At 35.4% G+C, this 20,597-nt stretch carries 18 protein-coding genes, 1 pseudogene and 1 other annotated feature; all 19 genes and pseudogenes read right to left on the reverse strand.

Annotated features, from left to right (window positions below; genetic code table 11):
- Positions 1 to 107 precede the first annotated feature (107 nt).
- Positions 108 to 3,659, reverse strand: a complete 3,552-nt coding sequence (gene rpoB, locus KA878_RS05060; protein ID WP_210142070.1) for a DNA-directed RNA polymerase subunit beta — start codon at positions 3,657 to 3,659, stop codon at positions 108 to 110.
- Positions 3,660 to 3,867: 208 nt separating this feature from the next.
- Complete coding sequence (locus tag KA878_RS05065) at positions 3,868 to 4,476, reverse strand: class I SAM-dependent methyltransferase (protein WP_193839921.1); 609 nt, start codon at positions 4,474 to 4,476, stop codon at positions 3,868 to 3,870.
- Positions 4,477 to 4,649: 173 nt separating this feature from the next.
- Entirely contained in the window at positions 4,650 to 5,018 is a 369-nt protein-coding gene (gene rplL / locus KA878_RS05070; protein ID WP_011276720.1) for a 50S ribosomal protein L7/L12, read from the reverse strand.
- A gap of 39 nt (positions 5,019 to 5,057) precedes the next feature.
- Positions 5,058 to 5,558 carry a 50S ribosomal protein L10 gene (gene rplJ, locus KA878_RS05075; RefSeq protein ID WP_210142071.1) on the reverse strand — a complete coding sequence of 167 codons (501 nt, stop codon included), beginning with the start codon at positions 5,556 to 5,558 and terminating at the stop codon, positions 5,058 to 5,060.
- 38 nt (positions 5,559 to 5,596) lie between these two features.
- Positions 5,597 to 5,749, reverse strand: a sequence feature (ribosomal protein L10 leader region).
- 276 nt (positions 5,750 to 6,025) lie between these two features.
- Positions 6,026 to 6,721 (reverse strand): 50S ribosomal protein L1, encoded by a 696-nt coding sequence (gene rplA, locus KA878_RS05080; RefSeq protein ID WP_053031022.1) that lies wholly within the window; start codon positions 6,719 to 6,721, stop codon positions 6,026 to 6,028.
- Between the two features lie 224 nt (positions 6,722 to 6,945).
- Positions 6,946 to 7,368 carry a 50S ribosomal protein L11 gene (gene rplK / locus KA878_RS05085; protein ID WP_001832298.1) on the reverse strand — a complete coding sequence of 141 codons (423 nt, stop codon included), beginning with the start codon at positions 7,366 to 7,368 and terminating at the stop codon, positions 6,946 to 6,948.
- A gap of 187 nt (positions 7,369 to 7,555) precedes the next feature.
- Positions 7,556 to 8,104: a transcription termination/antitermination protein NusG gene (gene nusG / locus KA878_RS05090; protein WP_053031020.1), complete on the reverse strand. Its 549-nt coding sequence runs from the start codon at positions 8,102 to 8,104 to the stop codon at positions 7,556 to 7,558.
- A gap of 17 nt (positions 8,105 to 8,121) precedes the next feature.
- Positions 8,122 to 8,322, reverse strand: coding sequence for a preprotein translocase subunit SecE (gene secE / locus KA878_RS05095; protein ID WP_011276726.1), 201 nt, complete (start codon positions 8,320 to 8,322; stop codon positions 8,122 to 8,124).
- Positions 8,323 to 8,383: 61 nt separating this feature from the next.
- The gene (gene rpmG, locus KA878_RS05100) at positions 8,384 to 8,527 is read right to left on the reverse strand and encodes a 50S ribosomal protein L33 (protein WP_080365550.1); all 144 of its coding nucleotides are present in this window, start codon (positions 8,525 to 8,527) and stop codon (positions 8,384 to 8,386) included.
- Between the two features lie 95 nt (positions 8,528 to 8,622).
- On the reverse strand, positions 8,623 to 9,213 hold the full coding sequence (locus KA878_RS05105; RefSeq protein ID WP_193839731.1) for a sigma-70 family RNA polymerase sigma factor: 591 nt from the start codon (positions 9,211 to 9,213) through the stop codon (positions 8,623 to 8,625).
- Positions 9,214 to 9,283: 70 nt separating this feature from the next.
- Positions 9,284 to 9,811, reverse strand: coding sequence for an NYN domain-containing protein (locus tag KA878_RS05110; protein ID WP_193839732.1), 528 nt, complete (start codon positions 9,809 to 9,811; stop codon positions 9,284 to 9,286).
- Positions 9,808 to 10,557: a 23S rRNA (guanosine(2251)-2'-O)-methyltransferase RlmB gene (gene rlmB, locus KA878_RS05115; protein ID WP_070854632.1), complete on the reverse strand. Its 750-nt coding sequence runs from the start codon at positions 10,555 to 10,557 to the stop codon at positions 9,808 to 9,810. Before rlmB ends, KA878_RS05110 begins: the two co-directional genes overlap by 4 nt.
- An 8-nt stretch (positions 10,558 to 10,565) precedes the next feature.
- Positions 10,566 to 10,952 carry a Mini-ribonuclease 3 gene (locus KA878_RS05120; protein ID WP_107630137.1) on the reverse strand — a complete coding sequence of 129 codons (387 nt, stop codon included), beginning with the start codon at positions 10,950 to 10,952 and terminating at the stop codon, positions 10,566 to 10,568.
- A 1-nt stretch (position 10,953) separates the two neighbouring features.
- Complete coding sequence (gene cysS / locus KA878_RS05125; RefSeq protein ID WP_053031010.1) at positions 10,954 to 12,354, reverse strand: cysteine--tRNA ligase; 1,401 nt, start codon at positions 12,352 to 12,354, stop codon at positions 10,954 to 10,956.
- Positions 12,338 to 12,979 carry a serine O-acetyltransferase gene (cysE, locus tag KA878_RS05130; protein WP_070854635.1) on the reverse strand — a complete coding sequence of 214 codons (642 nt, stop codon included), beginning with the start codon at positions 12,977 to 12,979 and terminating at the stop codon, positions 12,338 to 12,340. Before cysE ends, cysS begins: the two co-directional genes overlap by 17 nt.
- A gap of 442 nt (positions 12,980 to 13,421) precedes the next feature.
- Positions 13,422 to 14,876, reverse strand: a complete 1,455-nt coding sequence (gene gltX, locus KA878_RS05135) for a glutamate--tRNA ligase (protein ID WP_156305013.1) — start codon at positions 14,874 to 14,876, stop codon at positions 13,422 to 13,424.
- Between the two features lie 414 nt (positions 14,877 to 15,290).
- Positions 15,291 to 16,313 (reverse strand): PIN/TRAM domain-containing protein, encoded by a 1,023-nt coding sequence (locus tag KA878_RS05140; protein ID WP_398577043.1) that lies wholly within the window; start codon positions 16,311 to 16,313, stop codon positions 15,291 to 15,293.
- A gap of 74 nt (positions 16,314 to 16,387) precedes the next feature.
- The gene (gene radA / locus KA878_RS05145) at positions 16,388 to 17,752 is read right to left on the reverse strand and encodes a DNA repair protein RadA (protein WP_053031005.1); all 1,365 of its coding nucleotides are present in this window, start codon (positions 17,750 to 17,752) and stop codon (positions 16,388 to 16,390) included.
- A 352-nt stretch (positions 17,753 to 18,104) separates the two neighbouring features.
- Positions 18,105 to 20,586 (reverse strand): annotated as a pseudogene (locus KA878_RS05150) (ATP-dependent Clp protease ATP-binding subunit).
- Between the last annotated feature and the right edge of the window lie 11 nt (positions 20,587 to 20,597).

Here is a 20,597-nt window from a genome sequence, read left to right on the forward strand (position 1 = left end):
ACAAGTCATTATGAATATAGGGAGGAAATCAGTACGATTTATCCATGTTTCAGAATTAAATCGAACTGAGTTTCATATCCCTTATGTTAGATAACTTCTATTTCTAATTAGTCAGTAGTTTCTTTTTGTGTTTCAGGAACATCTTTTTGTTGTAAATCTACTTTGCGCTCAGTTGCATCTTCATCATCAACATCCGCCATTTCGATTTCATTATCATGTTCATCCATAACTTTGACATCTAAACCTAAACTTTGTAATTCTTTCATCAATACACGGAATGATTCTGGAACACTTGGTCTAGAGATGTTTTCACCTTTAACGATAGCTTCGTAAGTTTTAACACGTCCTACAGTATCGTCAGATTTGTAAGTTAAGATTTCTTGTAATGTGTATGCAGCACCATAAGCTTCTAGTGCCCATACCTCCATCTCACCAAAACGTTGTCCACCGAATTGTGCTTTACCACCAAGTGGTTGTTGCGTTACAAGTGAGTATGGACCAGTTGAACGCGCATGAAGTTTGTCGTCAACCATGTGTGCAAGTTTAAGCATGTACATAACACCAACAGAAATACGATTATCGAATGGTTCACCTGTTCTACCATCGTATAAGACTGTTTTACCGTCACGTGCCATACCTGCCTCTTCGATTGTTGACCATACATCATCATCGTTCGCACCATCGAATACTGGAGATGCAACATGGATGCCTAAGTTTTTAGCAGCCATACCTAAGTGTAGTTCTAATACTTGTCCGATGTTCATACGAGATGGTACACCAAGTGGGTTTAACATGATATCGATAGGACGTCCATCTGGTAAGTAAGGCATATCTTCTTCAGGAACAATCTTAGAGATAACCCCTTTGTTACCATGACGACCACACATTTTATCCCCAACATGGATTTTACGTTTTTGTACGATGTATACACGTACTAATTGGTTAACGCCTGGTGATAAAGTATCATCGCCTTCTTCACGATTAAACACTTTAACATCAAGAACGATACCACCGGCACCGTGAGGCACACGTAATGATGTATCACGTACTTCACGTGCTTTCTCACCGAAGATAGCATGTAATAATCTTTCTTCAGCTGTTAACTCAGTCACACCTTTAGGCGTTACTTTACCTACTAAGATGTCACCGTCTTTAACTTCAGCACCAACGTAGACAATACCACGATCATCTAAGTTTTTAAGTGCATTTTCTGACACGTTTGGAATGTCACGAGTGATTTCTTCAGGTCCTAGTTTAGTATCACGCGCTTCTGATTCATATTCTTCAATATGAATTGAAGTATAAACGTCATCTTTTACTAGACGTTCACTCATAATAACAGCATCCTCATAGTTGTAACCGTCCCAAGTCATGAAACCAACTACAACGTTACGTCCTAACGCCATTTCACCTAATTCCATAGATGGTCCGTCAGCTAAAATTTCATTGTACTCAACAACGTCGCCAACTGTAACAATTGGACGTTGGTTATAACAAGTACCTGTATTTGAACGTTTGAATTTAGCTAATGGATAGCGATCTAATTCACCTTCATGTTCAATGCCGTTCTCTTCTACTAAACGACGAACTAAGATTTCTTTAGATTCAACATGTTCAACACGACCTCTATGTTTAGCAGTAATTGCAGCGCCTGAGTCACGTGCAGCAACATGTTCCATACCTGTACCAACAAATGGTGCTTCAGTGTTCATCAATGGTACTGCTTGACGTTGCATGTTCGCACCCATTAAGGCACGGTTAGAGTCATCGTTTTCAAGGAATGGGATACATGCTGTCGCAGCTGATACTACTTGTTTAGGAGATACGTCCATGTAGTCCATTTTCTCTTTGGCCATAACTGTGTTATTACCACGGAAACGACATACTACTTCATCATCTAAGAAACGGCCATTTTCATCTAAGCGAGAGTTCGCTTGGGCTACTACATAGCTATCTTCTTCATCAGCTGTTAAGTAGTCGATTTGATCTGTAATAGAGTTAGTGTCTAAGTCTACTTTACGATATGGTGTTTCAATGAAACCAAATTCATTCACACGTGCATAACTTGAAAGTGAGTTCATCAAACCAATGTTTGGTCCCTCTGGTGTCTCGATAGGACACATACGTCCATAGTGAGAGTAGTGAACGTCACGCACTTCCATTTGAGCACGTTCACGTGTTAAACCACCAGGTCCTAGGGCAGATAGACGACGTTTATGTGTTAACTCAGCTAACGGGTTAGCTTGGTCCATGAATTGTGATAATTGAGAGCTACCGAAGAACTCTTTAATAGAAGCAATTACAGGACGGATATTAATTAATTGTTGTGGTGTGATTGAATCTGTATCTTGAATTGACATTCTTTCACGCACAACACGTTCCATTCTTGATAAACCGATACGGAATTGGTTTTGTAATAATTCACCAACTGAACGTAAACGACGGTTACCTAAATGGTCAATGTCGTCTGTATAACCAATACCATTTAACAAGTTAAAGAAATAACTCATTGACGCAATGATATCTGCTGGTGTAATACATTTAACTTCTGAATCAGGTAAAGCATTACCAATTACAGTAGTTGTACGACCTTCTTCATCATTTGGAACGTAAACTTTAATTGATTGAATTTCAACAGGTTCATCAATAACTGTACCTTCTAATTCAAACACTTCACTATTAGCATTTGTTTCTAAAACTTCCATAATTTCGTCTAATTTACGACGATCTAATACTGTACCTTCTTCAGCAACAATTTCACCAGTTTCGCTATTGACGATTGGTTCTGCTAATTTTTGGTTAAATAAGCGGTGTTTTAAGTGTAACTTTTTATTTGCTTTGTAACGACCAACACTTGCTAAATCATAACGTTTAGGGTCGAAAAAGCGTGAATATAATAAACTTTTCGCATTTTCAACTGTTGGTGGCTCACCAGGACGTAAACGTTCGTATATTTCTAATAATGCTTGTTCAGTATTTTCAGTGCTGTCTTTTTCAAGTGTATTACGTAAGTATTCACTGTCTCCTAATAAATCAATAATTGATTGATCGTGAGAGAAACCTAAAGCACGTAATAATACTGTTAGCGGTAATTTACGTGTTCTATCAATACGTACATATACTACATCTTTCGCATCCGTTTCATATTCTAACCATGCACCACGGTTAGGAATAATTGTTGCATCGTAGTTTTCACGACCGTTTTTGTCAATTTTCTCATTGAAGTAAACGGATGGTGAACGTACTAATTGAGACACGATTACACGTTCTGCACCATTGATTACAAATGTACCTGTATCTGTCATTAATGGGAAGTCACCCATGAATACTTCTTGTTCTTTAACTTCGCCAGTTTCTTTAATTATTAGACGTACTTTAACACGAAGAGGTGCAGCATAAGTAGCGTCACGGTTTTTTGATTCTTCTAAATCATATTTTGGTTCACCTAATCGATAATCTACAAATTCTAATGAAAGGTTACCTGTGAAATCTTCAATTGGAGAGATATCACGGAACATTTCTAATAAACCTTCTTTTAGGAACCAGTCGTAAGATTTAGTTTGAATTTCTATTAAGTTTGGTAATTCTAATACTTCTGAAATTCTCGCATAATTTCTACGTTTACGATGTCTTCCATATTGGACAACTTGACCTGCCAAACAGATTCACCCCTCAAATATTGTGTGATGAACCAATACGCATGAAAATTTCGTATAACAAGACAAAAAGAAAACGGCAACACAGTTGATGACACCATTTTCGATTCTACGTTTATTCTTGTTTATCATACTCTTTTCGCGTAAAAGTACACACTTATTGAACATAAATTTTTACATTTTATAACTATATCAGAATACAACTTTGAAATCAACCTTTTCGGCTTTTCAAAATGTAGTATCCCTTGTTCTTATTAACAATTTCGACATTATTAAAAATCTCTTCCATTTTCTTCTTAGCAGAAGGCATACCCTGTTTCTTTTGAATCACAACGTACAACTCACCTTGAGCATTGAGCTGTTGATATGCTTCTTCGAAAATACGATGAACAACTTCTTTTCCAGCTCTAATAGGAGGATTTGTTAACACATAATCGAAAAGACAATCCTTCAATTGCGATAGACCATCGCTTTCCTTAATAATGACGTTATCAATTTGATTTGCTTTTTTATTCTTTTCAGCAAGACTTAACGCACGATGATTAACATCAACCATGGTAATTTGATGATGTGGTGAAACTTTAGCAATCATTAATCCAATCGGACCATAGCCACACCCGACATCAGCAATTGCTTTACTTGGACCAGGAGGATGTTCATTTAAAAAGGTTTGTACTAAAGTATCTGATCCAAAATCTACTTGCGCTTTTGAGAATACGCCTGCATCTGTAGTTAGATTTAATTGATGTTGATGGTAATGATAGTGAATGACTCTTTCATCACTTTGTACATCAGGATTTTCATCATAATAGTGTCCCATAACGCCACCTCTTTTTTCATTGTTCATCTTTATTTTACTAGAAAATGAAGTAAAACCCCGTTATCGTGATAACGGGGTTTTAATTTCTCAAAGAATTCAAGTTAATTATATCAATGTATTGTTATAAATACATCGAATACACTAACTTTCGATATTAAGTTAAGATACTAGAATTATTTTAATTCTACAGTAGCTCCAACTTCTTCTAATTGTTCTTTAAGTTTTTCAGCTTCTTCTTTAGCAACGCCTTCTTTGATTACTTTAGGAGCGTTATCTACTAATTCTTTAGCATCTTTTAAGCCTAAGCCAGTTGCTTCTTTAACTGCTTTAACAACTTTGATTTTTGAAGATCCAGCTGAAGTTAACTCAACGTCAAATTCAGTTTTTTCTGCTGCTGCGTCTCCGCCACCAGCTGCACCAGCTGCTGCTACAGGAGCTGCTGCTGTTACACCAAATTCTTCTTCAATTGCTTTTACTAAATCGTTTAATTCTAATACTGACATTTCTTTAATTGCTTCAATGATTTGTTCTTGATTAGCCATTTTATATTTCCTCCAATTATTTTAAAATTTTATGCGCAATTATTTAGCGCTTTCTTCTTTTTGTTCTCCAACAGCTTTAACCGCATAAGCAAAGTTGCGTACTGGAGCTTGTAATACTGATAAAAGCATAGAAACAAGACCATCGTGTGAAGGTAATGAACCAACAGTTTTAACTTCTTCTGCTGAAATAAGGTTACCTTCCATAACGCCTGTTTTGATTTCTAAAGCTTCATGTTCTTTAGCAAATCCTGCGATAACTTTCGCTGGTGCTACTACATCTTCAGTTGAAGTTGCAACAGCTGTAGGACCTGTTAAGAATTCATCTAAGCCTTCGATACCTGCTTGTTCAGCTGCACGACGAACCATAGTGTTTTTATAAACTTTATATTCAACACCAGCTTCACGTAATTGTGAACGTAATTCAGTTACTTCTGCAACAGTTAAGCCACGGTAGTCGACGATAACAGTTGAAACTGAATTTTTAAGTTGTTCAGCAATAACATCAACTTGTTGTTTTTTAGCTTCGATAATAGCAGACATTCAGACACCTCCATTTTTATTTTTGGTGCTTTTTAAATTTCTCAATAAAAAAAGCACTTTCTACCCACGGCAAAAAGCGCTTGAAAGATCATTTATATGATCACACGTTCAAGTCAATTTTAGCCTCGGCAGGATGATGTTTTAAGTTAATGGTTAACTCCTACTGTCTTAGGTAAAATAATCACAATAAATAATATAACCTCATTGTTGTAATATGTCAATAACTTTTTCAATTTTTTTGTAATCAACCGAGCAAAAGTTATAGGCATTGTAGAAATTAAGCGTTATGTTAAATCCACATACGACCACTAATGTATATAGATGGCTTTTAATAGCCTGTGCATACAGATGTTTTACGCATCATTTTCATGCGACACTTTTACAGAACTTAATTTATATCTATACATAAAAATAACCTGCGACTTTCAAAAAGTCACAGGTTCTATTTTCAATAAGTTTACACTTAATTATAATTTGAATGATGAAGTATCAACTTTAACTCCAGGACCCATTGTTGTAGTTACAGCAACAGATTTGAAGTAAGTACCTTTAGCTGATGATGGTTTAGCTTTAGCTAAAACATCTTGTAACGTTTTGAAGTTTTCTACTAATTTTTCATCGCTAAATGAAACTTTACCGATTGAAGCATGTACAATACCAGCTTTTTCAGCACGGTATTCAACTTTACCAGCTTTGATTTCTTCAACAGCTTTTTTAACGTCCATAGTTACTGTACCAGTTTTAGGGTTTGGCATTAAACCTTTAGGTCCTAATACACGACCTAATTTACCAACTTCGCCCATCATGTCTGGAGTAGCTACTACTACGTCAAAGTCGAACCAACCTTGTTGGATTTTTTGTACGTATTCAGATTCACCTACGTAATCTGCGCCTGCTTCTTCTGCTTCAGTGATTTTGTCACCTTTAGCAAATACTAATACACGTTGTGATTTACCAGTTCCGTTTGGTAACACTACTGCACCACGGATTTGTTGGTCATTTTTACGTGTATCAATTCCTAAACGGAAAGCAACTTCAACTGATGCGTCAAAGTTAGCAATGCTTGTTTCTTTAGCTAAGCTGATTGCTTCTTCAACACTATAGTGTTTAGTACGATCAACTTTATTAGCTGCTTCTTGATACTTTTTACCTTTTTTAGCCATTTATTGTTCCTCCTTTAGTGGTTTTAGCGGAATTTCCTCCCACGCTTACTTGTGTCTAACACAAGTTAAGAGCAGATAACAGATGAATGTCTAATGTTTGAGCAATCTCCTAAGAAATTACTAGTCACCCAGACCAATCATAGACAATATTGTCGTTGTCATTTCTGTTACCTGCTATCGTCTATCAGTTTATTTCAAAATTAAACTAACTTAATATTCTTTAATTATTGTACAGTGATACCCATACTACGTGCAGTACCTTCGATAATACGCATAGCTGCTTCTTCGTCTGCAGCGTTTAAGTCTTGCATTTTAGTTTGAGCAATTTCACGTACTTGATCTTTAGTTACTGTAGCAACTTTAGTTTTGTTAGGTTCACCAGAACCTTTTTCTACGCCAGCTGCTTTTTTAAGTAGTACTGGAGCCGGTGGAGTTTTAGTAATGAATGTAAATGAACGATCTTCATAAACACTGATTTCTACCGGAATGATTAAACCTGCTTGTTCTTGCGTACGTGCGTTGAATTCTTTACAGAATCCCATGATGTTCACACCTGCTTGACCTAATGCTGGACCAACTGGTGGTGCTGGGTTCGCTTTACCTGCAGGAATTTGTAATTTAACTACTTTTTCTACTTTTTTAGCCACGATGTGCACCTCCTTGATATCGTGATGTGGTCACAGGGCTCAGTTTTGCCCTCCCACTCATAAACATTTCGTGACGAAATGAGCGCTATAAAAACGCGACCACATTATTTTAACACTGAACCAACTTAAAAAGCAATAGTAAAATTTCATCTTTTTAGTTGTTCAATATTTTTCCATAATTACTTGATTATAATTTTTCGATTTGATCAAATTCAACTTCAACTGGTGTTTCTCTTCCGAACATATCAACCAATACTGTTAATTTGAACTTGTCAGGTTCAATCTCTTGAACTTCTCCTACTTGATTAGCAAATGGTCCAGATTTAATACGAACTTGTTCACCGACATCTAATTCAACATCAATTGTTTTTTCTTTCAATCCCATTTGTTTCAAGATGAATCTCATTTCTTCAGGAAGTAATGGATTTGGTTTAGAGCCTGCACCAGCTGAACCAACGAATCCTGTAACACCTGGTGTATTACGTACTACATACCAAGATTCATCAGTCATTACTAATTCTACAAGTACATAACCAGGGAATGTTTTTTTAAGTAGTTTTTTAGCTTTCCCATCTTTAACTTGTGTTTCTTCCTCTTCAGGTATGACAACTCTAAAAATCTGTTCTGTCATATTCATTGATTCTACTCTTTTTTCTAAATTCTTCTTAACCTTGTTTTCATATCCAGAATACGTATGCACAGCATACCAACGCTTTGCGCCAACCTCTTCAGACATGTTGTCACTCCTTATTCTTATCTAAATAATTCAATTAAATTACCAATACCTATATCTAACACCCAGAAAAAGACCATAAAGAAGATTACTGTAGAAACTACAATTACAGTATATTTAAAAAGTTCTTCTTTTGTTGGCCAACTTGTTTTTTCCATTTCACTTTTAACGCCTTGGAAGAAACTATCTTTTTCTTTGTTTGTGCCCTTATCTTTAGCCATCAAAATTACCTCCATACTCACAGTTAGTTAACCGCTACCTCTAATAGTAATCGTTTCACTATTATTTAGACTCTTTGTGAATCGTATGCGCATTACATCTCGAACAATATTTTTTTAATTCTAATCTCGTTGCAGAAGTTTCTTTTTTCGGTACATTATAGTTTCTTGTACCACAAACTTCACAAATTAAAGGTACTTTTTTCAATTCAGTTCACCTTTGCTCATTTTAATACCAGTATACTATACATAAATCAAACATTAAATGTCAAACTAGCACCGCTATATAAATGCTATTACAACTTACGAATGATGCTTCAATAAATAACACTTCATTTTTATTTTACAACGTTGAATACTATTGTAAACCACTTTATCTTTAATACCTAAATGTTTCGCAATTTCATTAGGCGTATAATCAGACATTAGTAATTGTGCTACACAACGTTCAAACTGACTTAGTGCTGTTAAACTACGCGTAAGCATTTTACGTTGCTCATGTAACATACATGCTTCTTCAATACGTTTGATAGATTGGTTCAATCTATATTCGATGACATAGTCATTAATCATACTATCTCGTTTATTCATTTCGGTATACTTTCTTCTCCAAAAATCATTTCGCATTGAACGTACAATACAGTTTAAATAGTGTTCGAAAGGAACATTCGTACTAAAATCAAATGTATGGAGTGCTAAGTAAATTCTGATTAGTGATTCTTGTACTAAATCTTCTATTTCTTCATTCTGCACTCTAGAACTTTTAAACTTTTGAATAAGCTTCGGTTGTATATGATTTACTATTTCTATAAATAATCTTTCTCGTTCGAGACTGCAATGACTATTTTGAAACGCTTTAAATGTCTCCTCTAGTTGTTTGAATTGATGCGCCATAAACCTTCCCTTTCAAATTAAGTTAGAGAAAGTTTATACGATGTTATTTTCAAAAGACAAGTGGGCAATTTCAATCTTTGTTATGATTCCCGCGTCTTATTTTTTCAAATTCTGCAAATACATCATTTGATAATGAAATTCGAGTTCTCGGTTTACTTTCTGTGAAATTATCCAAAGACTTACTGACCGTGATTTCATTCTCTTTTAAATCACGCCACATTTCTCTCGAAGATACTCGATATGCGCCAGCACCAAATATGGCATGTTGCTCACTCATATCACTCGTTACAACGGTAATATGTGTTGTGTGTTTGTTATATAGGTTATAAACATAACGTTCGATATAGCTATCTGCTGTTTCTTTTTCTTTAGTAAACACTGTTTTTACACCATGATAAATGTATTCTCTTTCTATACCTGATTGTTCATATGCATCAAACACACATACAACTTCATCAGCGACAACAGCATTATAGTTAGCAATGGCATCTAATAATTGTTCGCGTGCTTCTTGCAAATTATGCTTTGCAATCTTACCGAGTTCCGGTGACTGTCCAATCATATTGTAGCCATCAATAATTAAATATCTATCTTTCATGCGTTGTCCTCAATTTGGTGACGTTTACGATAGACCTCATACATCATTAGACTCGCAGCTACAGATGCATTAAGACTATTCACATGTCCAACCATTGGTATCTTGATGTAAAAATCACATTTATCTTTAACTAATCTACTCATACCTTGACCTTCACTACCTATAACGATAGCTAATGGCATATCCGCCGCCATATCTCTATAGTCTGTGGCATTATCCGCTTCAGCACCAGCCACCCAGTAGCCATGTTCCTTTAATTCATCAATGGTTTTAGCTAAATTTGTAACACGCATAACCGGAACGTGTTGGATTGCACCAGTGGATGCTTTAGCTACAGTTTGTGTCAGCGCAACTGAACGTCTTTTAGGGATAATAACACCATCAACACCACTAGCATCTGCCGTTCTTAATATTGAACCTAAGTTATGTGGGTCTTCCAATCCGTCTAAAATTACAACCGTTGATAAACCTTCTTTATCTTTTTGCGATTGTATAAATTGATCAAAATCCGCATATTCATATGGGGCAATCAGTGCAGCGACACCTTGATGAGGTGCATTTGCTAAATTATCTAATTTGGATTTTGGCACAGTTTGCACAATTAATTTTTGTGCTTTTGCATTTTGTAAAATATCATTAATTTGTTGCTTTCTAATACCTTCTTGAATCCAAATTTTATTAATTGTATGGCCAGAAACAATCGCTTCTTTAACAGCATGTCTACCGACAATTACGATATCTTCCACTGTCTTCACTACCTTTCATTGACTGTTTGTACAATCATATCAAGTAAATTTTTCAATCTTTCTTCTTGATGATCTAAATATAAAAATCCAATGACTGCTTCTAACCCAGAACTTTTACGGTAAGTTTGAATATCTGTATTTTTAGCCTTAGTGTGACTTTTGGCATTGCGACCTCTTTTAACAATGTCTTGTTCTTCATCAGTGAACCAATTCATTTCAAACAATGTTTCTAAAGTTTGTGCCTGACTTTTAGCAGACACATAACTTTTCGAAACTTGATGTAATCGATTGGGCTTACTTTGTAATTTAAGAACAATATATTCACGCACGTGCTGGTCCAATACTGCGTCACCCATGTAGGCTAATGTTAAAGGATTTAATAATTTAATATCCATACTATCCACGTTTAAAGCGTACACCTTGTGGCGTATCTTCTAGTATAATATTTTGTTCTTTAAGCATATCTCTAATTTCATCTGCACGTGCAAAGTCTTTATTTTTACGCGCTTCATTACGTTCTTCGATGAGTTTTTCAATATCTTCATCAAGTAACATATCTGATTCATTACCTTTAAGTGGCACACCGAGCACATCACTGAATATTTGATAAACTTCTTTAAATCTTGAAATGACTTGCGTAGATGTATTGTTTTCTAAAACGTATTTATTCGCAAGTTTAGACAAATCATACCAAGCAGTAACTGCGTTGGCAGTATTGAAATCATCATCCATAACAGTCTCAAATTGTTCTAAAATAGCATCGATTTGGTCAATATAATTAGATTGGTCAACAATATCTGTCGCAATCGTTTCACGTTCTTCTATCAATTGATAACTATTTCGGATACGCTCTAAACCACTCTTAGCTGCATTAACCAGTTCTAAATTATAATTAATAGGACTTCTATAATGTACGCTAATCATAAAGAATCGCAATACATCAGGATCTACTTCTTTAATGATGTCATGAACTAAAATAAAGTTACCTAATGATTTACTCATTTTTTCGTTATCAATATTTATAAAGCCGTTATGCATCCAGTAATTTGCGAATGGCGCGTGATTATGTGCTTCTGATTGGGCAATCTCATTTTCATGATGTGGGAATTGTAAATCAGAACCACCGGCATGAATATCAATTGTTTTACCTAATTCGTGAAACGCCATTACAGAACATTCAATATGCCAACCTGGACGTCCTTCACCAAAAGGACTTTCCCAACTAATTTCACCAGGTTTTGCTTTTTTCCATAATGTGAAATCTAGCGCATCTTCTTTTTGTTCTCCAGCTTCAATTCTTGCGCCTACTTTTAAATCATCTAATGACTGATGACTTAATTTACCGTACCCCTCAAATTGACGCGTTCTAAAGTATACATCGCCATCACTCTCGTAGGCATAACCGTCGTCAACTAAATCTTTAATAAAATCAATAATTTCGTCCATATGATTCATTACACGAGGATTTGAAGTAGCTTTCTTAACATTTAATGCGCCAACATCTTCATAAAATGCTTTAATATATTTATCTGCAATATCTGGCACACTCTCATTCAATTCTTTCGAACGGTTAATTAATTTATCGTCTACATCAGTGAAATTTGAAACATAAATCACTTCATACCCTTTATATTCGAAATATCTACGCACCACATCATAATTAATAGCTGGACGCGCATTACCAATATGAATGTAATTGTATACCGTCGGACCGCAAACATACATTTTCACCTTACCTGGTTCGATCGGTTCAAATGTCTCTTTTTGACGTGTCAAAGTATTATATAATGTAATCATCTTTAATCTCTCCGTTCTTAGCTTTTTCTAGTTGCTTTTCTAGTTGCTTAATTTGTTCAAATAATGGGTCAGGTAAATTACGATGATCAAATGTTTTACCAATACGTTTACCTTCTTGTTTAACAATATGTCCCGGAATACCGACGACAGTCGTATAACTTGGAACAGATTGTAATACTACTGAATTCGCACCAATATTTACATTTGAATCAATTTGAATATTACCTAGCACTTTTGACCCAGCTGCGATTAATACGTTATCGCCTATATCAGGATGACGTTTCCCTTTTTCTTTACCTGTACCACCTAATGTGACACCTTGATAAATAGTTACATTATCACCAATTGTACAAGTTTCACCAATGACAACGCCCATACCATGGTCTATGAATAAGCGTTTGCCAATTTTAGCACCTGGATGTATTTCAATCCCTGTAAAGAAACGTGATACTTGAGATATGATTCTCGCAAGTACATAACGTTTTTTATTATAAAGTTTATGCGCAATTAGATGACTCCATACTGCATGTAATCCAGCATAAGTTGTAATCACCTCAAATGTTGTACGCGCTGCTGGGTCTTGTTCAAACACCATTTTCACATCGTCTCTAATTCTTTTTATCAAGACTGTCGCCCCCTCAGTTTTTTAAAAAGTTAAAAATTTATCAAAATCAATATACACACTACTGACATACATAATAGATAAACAAAATAGCGCCCCTAACACTAAGATGCTAGAGGCGCTACTGCACGGTTCCACTCTGTATTCTAGATAAAATTAAGCGAGTCCTTCACCCTACCGATAGGTGAGAAAGTTAACTTTATCATACTCATTTACTTTATTTAGTTAATCAAACAAAGGTGCATTCAATATCGTCTATGGTGTACTCGCAGCGACCGTACACTCTCTGAAATCATAGTCTAATATTTACTAATCCTTTGCGCTTGTAATATCAATATTAACATGACTTTGCCATGTTTAACTTTATCATATTTGCTTTAATGTAAAATTTCAAGTGTTAGCTAAATGAAATGTTCATCTTGTTCACGTATATGCTTTACACCATTTACACGTATTTTTTTAATCGTGATAATACTTTGTCTTTACCTAGTACTTCAATAGTATTTGGTAATTCAGGACCATGCATTTGACCTGTTACGGCAACACGAATTGGCATGAATAATTGTTTACCTTTAATACCTGTTTCTTTTTGTACTTCTTTAATTGTCTTTTTGATGTCACCCGCTTCAAATGGTTCTAAAGCTTCTAATTTACCATATAGATGTGACATTAATTCTGGTACTTGTTCCCCATTAATAACCTCTTGCTCTTCTTCACCTAATTCAGGCATTTCATGGAAGAACATTTCAGATAACGGTACAATTTCGCCTGCATAACTCATTTCTTTTTGGTAAAGTGCAACTAATTTGCGACCCCATTCTCTATCAGCTTCACTTGGAGATTCTGGGATTAAATTAGCTTTGATAAGATGCGGTAATGCAAGTTCAAATACAGTATCCGTATCTTTCGTTTTCATATATTGGTTATTAACCCAAGCTAATTTTTGTCTATCGAACATTGCTGGTGATTTAGAAAGACGTTTCTCATCAAAGATCTTAATAAATTCTTCTTTAGAAAAGATTTCTTCTTCGCCTTCTGGAGACCAACCTAATAAAGTAATAAAGTTAAATAATGCTTCTGGTAAGTAACCTAAGTCACGATATTGCTCGATAAATTGTAAAATTTGACCATCACGTTTACTTAATTTTTTGCGTTCTTCATTAACAATTAATGACATATGACCAAAGCGTGGTGGTTCCCAACCAAACGCTTCATAAATCATAAGTTGTTTAGGTGTGTTAGAAACATGGTCATCCCCACGAATAACATCAGAAATTTCCATATAGTGATCATCGATGGCTACAGCAAAATTATACGTAGGTATGCCGTCTTTTTTAACGATAACCCAATCTCCTATGTTATTTGAATCGAATGAAATTTCACCTTTCACCATGTCATTAAACGTATACGTTTGATCTTGAGGCACACGGAATCTAATTGATGGGCGTCGTCCTTCAGCTTCAAATTGTTGACGTTCCTCTTCAGTTAAATGTGCGTGTTGGCCACCATAACGAGGCATTTCACCACGTGCGATTTGTTCTTCACGCTCTTTTTCAAGTTCTTCTTCAGTCATATAACATTTATAAGCTTTATCTTCATCCAATAATTGCTGGATAAGTGGGTTATAGATGTCACCGCGTTCAGATTGACGATAAGGACCATAACCTTTATCTTTATCGATAGATTCATCCCAATCTAAACCTAACCATTTCAAATTATCAAATTGAGATGACTCACCATCTTCAAGATTACGTTTACTATCTGTATCTTCAATACGCACTACGAAATCACCATCGTAATGTTTAGCAAATAAATAGTTAAATAATGCAGTTCTTGCATTACCAATGTGTAAATATCCAGTTGGACTTGGCGCATATCTCACTCTAATGCGTTCACTCATCGTATTCACTCCTATAATTATTAATTCTGTTTTACCATCGAATTCATACGCTTTATCTAATATAGGTGACGCGCTCTGTAATTTAACCGAGCAGTCATACACCATTCAGAAACATCTTCAAACCATTAGAAAAAAGTTATTCCAAACTATCATTTTAGACGTGTTTCCGAATAACTTTCCACTTTACATTCATCTTAGATAAAAGTTCGCATTTCTTCATTATTGTAGCATTAAATCAATACTTTGATAAGTCACATGTTTCCACTTACCACACTTAGTTGCACATTCAGTCACATTACATAAATAGGTTTCATGCTTTGCTATTTGAAAAGCGTACGCTCAACATTTAGCGTTTCACATGAAACCTAGTCTTTTACACATATTTTATTGTCATTATCAAACATATTCTATGAATCATGATTCCGAATCGTCAACTTTTTTAGCGAAAATAATACGACCTGACGATGTTTGCAATAAACTGATGACCTCTAAGTCTACATGCTTACCAACAAGTGGTTTCGCATTATCAACTACTACCATTGTACCGTCATCTAAATAGCCAACACCTTGACCCGGTTCTTTACCCATTTTAGTCAATAGAATATTAATGCGATCGCCTTGATGTACATTTGGTTTAATTGCTTCAGACAAGTCATTCACATTCAACGCTTTAATTCCTTGAACGTGACATACTTTATTTAAATTAAAATCGGTAGTAATCACATGCGCATGATATTTCTGTGCTAATTTCACTAATAGTTCATCGATATCACTGTGAGACTTTTGTGGATGTATCACACGTGTCGGATAATCTAAATCATATAATCCATTTAATATATCTAATCCACGTTGCCCTTTTTCACGCTTCACGCTATCATTCGCATCAGCAACGACTTGAAGTTCATTAATGACACCTTGCGGAATAAGTATTTCGCCATCGATAAAACCACATCGAATGACATCTAAGATACGACCATCGATAATTGCGCTTGTGTCTAATAGTTTAGGTACGGCACTAATATTACTTTTAGACATAGAACGCGCCATGTTTTCTGGCAAGAACATGAGCATTTCGTCACGCTTCTTCAAACCAAATTGGAAGCCTAAATAACATAGCAATAAAGTAATAATAAGTGGTATAAGATGATTCAGTATCGTATTTCCAATCATTTCTAGAATAAACGAGGCCATTACTGAAATAAATAGGCCAATGATAAGTCCGAGTGTTGCAAATAAAATTTCAACTGCGCTACGTTGCATAATCCAATGTTCAACGGCTTTGAAAGTTCTTGTTACTTTATTAATAAAGAAGCCAAAAATCAAGAAAAATACTATGATACCTATTAAGCCGTCAATATAATAATTATTTAAAAATGGATAACCATTAATATTAAAATCTTTGAGTATTTCAGGTATTAGCAAAATACCAAGTGCCATACCTAAGATAATATATATAATGATTACAATGCCTTTTAATACTTTCAAAAGTCTCACCTCTTTTTCAGCTTATGTTACGCTTTAAAAGCATATTTAAGTGCCTCATGTACAGTAGAGACGCCTACTACTTTAATACCTTCAGGGAATTGCCATCCACCAATATTGGTTTGTGGAATTACAACTCGTTCAAACCCTAATTTAGCCGCTTCTTGAACACGTTGCTCAATTCGAGAAACACGTCTCACTTCACCAGTCAAACCTACTTCTCCAATATAACAATCAAGTCCATCCACTGCTTTATCTTTGAAACTTGAAGCTGTCGCTACAATAACGCTTAAATCAACTGCTGGTTCTGTTAATCGAACACCACCTGCCACTTTAATATAAGCATCCTGTTGTTGTAATAAATAATTTTCCTTTTTCTCTAATACTGCCATTAATAAACTCAAACGATTATGATCAATTCCTGTAGCCATCCGTCTAGGGTTATTAAATGTGGTAGGTGTCACTAACGCTTGAACTTCTATTAGCAATGGTCGCGTACCTTCCATCGTTGCTACAATCGTTGATCCAGGCACATTAGTAGACCGCTCTTCCAAGAACATTTCTGATGGATTATGTACCCCTTTCAATCCGCTTTGTTTCATTTCAAATATGCCCATTTCATTAGTAGAACCAAAACGGTTCTTAACTGCTCTCAAGATACGATAAGCATGATGCTCATCTCCTTCAAAGTACAACACAGTATCAACCATATGTTCTAATAAACGCGGTCCTGCAATTTGACCTTCTTTGGTTACATGACCAACGATAAATGTGGCGATATTCATTTGTTTGGCAATATTCATCAAACTCTGCGTGCTTTCTCGAACTTGAGATACAGAGCCAGGTGCCGAACTAATCTCTGGATGATATATGGTTTGGATCGAATCGACCACTAAAATATCTGGCTGTGCTTGTTGAACCGTTTGATATATCACTTCTAAATCCGTTTCTGCCAGCACGTTTAAATTACTAGAATCTTCATCTAAACGATCAGCCCGTAATTTAGTTTGATTAAGTGATTCTTCACCCGTAATATACAGTACATTTAATTTTTGTGATAGTGATGCACAAATTTGTAGTAATAGTGTTGATTTCCCAATACCAGGATCTCCACCTATTAACACTAAAGAACCACTTACAATACCACCACCTAAAACGCGGTTAAATTCCTTTGATTCTGTCTGAACTCTTGGCGTTACTTCATTCTTAATATCATTTAATTTCTGGACCTTTGCGCTAGATGTTGATGTCTTAACGCCGTGTTTGGGATTTGAAGCTTTTTCAACAATTTCCTCCATTTGATTCCATGAACCACAATTAGGACATTTTCCCATCCATTTTGGAGATTGATAGCCACAAGCCATACACTCAAAAATCACTTTCTTTTTGGCCAAAATTGCACCTCCGATTTTTCTTTGAACAAATCTATTTTATATGTAACGTTGCACAATGACAAATGTAAACTTAAGCATTTTATATAAATATGTTGCTATTTATTGTTCAAAATGATGTATATAGATAATCATTTTATTTCAGTTGAAATCACTACATTATATTTCAAAAAGTAATAGGAGTGGAACAGAATCCATTACGAATTCATGTCCCACTCCCAGATAAATGACGAGTGCTAAGAAACGTACTATATAAACATTATCTCACCTTCATTAGTTAGCACGTACTTTGCGTTATAGCCCTATACTATTTCTATCCTAAAAAATAGCTAGGCCTAACGATCATTTTATTAAATTATACTTCTGTTTCAGTTACGTCACTATCTTCGTCTGAATCTGAAACATTATTATTTTTTTTCGTTGATATTATATTTGAATTCATCGCCATCATGATCAATAACGACTTCTTTACCTTCGATTTGGTTGCCATCTAAAATTAATTCACTTAAGTTATCTTCAACTGTTTTTTGAATCGCTCTGATTAATGGACGTGCACCATACTCTGGATCATAACCTTCTTCCGCAATTTTCTCTTTCGCTTTGTCGGTTACTACAATATTAATATCTTGTTCAGAAAGACGTTGTGTTAATTTATTAACCATCATTGTAACAATTTCTTTCAATTCATCTTTAGAAAGTTTATGGAATACGATGATGTCGTCTACACGGTTTAAGAATTCTGGACGGAATGAATTTTTCAATTCTTTCATCATTGTCTTGCGAATCGTTTCATAGTCATGACCGTCAGAGCCACCACCGAAACCTGCAAAGCGTTGATCTTGTAATTCTTGTGCACCAACATTTGATGTCATAATAATCACAGTATTACGGAAATCAACTTGACGTCCTTTAGTATCCGTTAGATGACCATCATCTAACACTTGTAATAAGATGTTAAACACATCTGGATGTGCCTTTTCAATTTCATCAAATAAAATAACTGAATAAGGTTTACGTCTAACTTTTTCAGTTAATTGGCCACCTTCATCATGACCTACGTAGCCAGGAGGCGCTCCAACTAAACGGCTCACTGCATGTTTTTCCATAAACTCACTCATATCAACACGAATCATTGCATCTTCTTCGCCAAACATTGATTCTGCTAACGCTCTAGCTAGTTCCGTCTTACCTACACCAGTTGGTCCTAAGAAGATAAAGCTACCGATTGGACGTTTAGGGTCTTTCAATCCTGCACGTGCACGACGTACTGCTTTACTTATAGATGTTACAGCGTCATTTTGACCAATCACTCTATCATGTAATGTTTGTTCAAGATTCAATAATCGGTCTGACTCTGTTTCATTGATTTTTGTAAGTGGTATGCCTGTCCAGCCTGCAATCACTTCGCCAATATCTTCTTTAGATAGTGATGTAGACTTATCACCTTGCGTTGTTTGCCATTCATTTTTAGCATCTTCATATTGTTTTTCAAGTCTCGTTTGTTTATCACGTAAATTAGCCGCATTTTCGAATTCTTGAGCGTGAACTGCAGCGTCTTTTTCATTTTTCACTTTTTCAATTTCTTGCTCAATTTCTTTCAAGTTGTTAGGTGTTGTATGACTTTTCAGTCTTACTTTTGAACTTGCTTCGTCAATTAAATCAATTGCTTTGTCAGGCAAGAAACGATCAGATATATAGCGATCACTTAATTTAGCAGCTGCTTCAAGTGCTTCATCAGAAATATTAATACGATGATGCGCTTCATAACGATCTCGTAATCCTTTTAAAATTGCGATTGTATCTTCAACAGAAGGTTCATCAACTTGAATTGGTTGGAAACGACGTTCTAACGCTGCATCTTTCTCGATGTTTTTACGGTATTCATCTAATGTTGTAGCACCAATACATTGTAATTCACCACGAGCTAATGCTGGTTTTAATATATTTGATGCATCAATTGCGCCTTCTGCACCTCCAGCACCAACTAATGTGTGCAATTCATCAATAAATAGAATAACGTTACCAGCTTGATGGATTTCTTCCATTACTTTTTTCAAACGTTCTTCAAATTCACCACGATATTTAGTACCTGCTACAACTGTTCCCATATCAAGTGACATGACACGTTTATCTTTTAATGTTTCAGGCACTTCATTATTAACAATCGCCTGTGCAAGACCTTCTGCAATTGCAGTTTTACCTACCCCAGGTTCGCCAATTAGTACTGGGTTATTTTTAGTACGACGACTCAATACTTCAATCACACGCGTAATTTCTTTGTCTCTACCCACAACAGGATCTAGTGTTCCATCTTTGGCAATCACAGTTAAATCACGTGCTAATCCATCTAATGTAGGTGTATTATTTGATTTATTTGCTGTAGCGTTTTTATTGCTCATTTCAGGACTTCCTAATGCTTTAACCACTTGAGCACGCGCTTTTGTAATATTTAAATCTAGATTAGCAAATACACGCGCAGCTACGCCCTCATTTTCACGAATTAAACCTAGTAAAATATGTTCTGTACCTACAAAATTATGATGTAACTTTCTAGCTTCGTCCATTGAAAGTTCAATTACCTTCTTGGCTCTAGGTGTATAATGCAATGTTCCTGTTTGATCTTGTCCATGGCCGATTAATTTCTCAACCTCTTCAATCACTTTGTCTTCGGTAATATTGAAACTCTCTAATACTTTAGCGGCTATACCTTCTGGCTCTTTCATTAAGCCAAGTAGTAAGTGTTCTGTACCTATATTAGAATGATTTAAACGTATAGCTTCTTCTTGCGCATGTGCTAAGACACGTTGTGCACGTTCAGTTAATCTACCAAATAGCATATATTTCTTAC

The sequence above is a fragment of the Staphylococcus sp. GDY8P57P genome (assembly GCF_017892585.1).
Taxonomy (GTDB): Bacteria; Bacillota; Bacilli; order Staphylococcales; family Staphylococcaceae; genus Staphylococcus; species Staphylococcus borealis.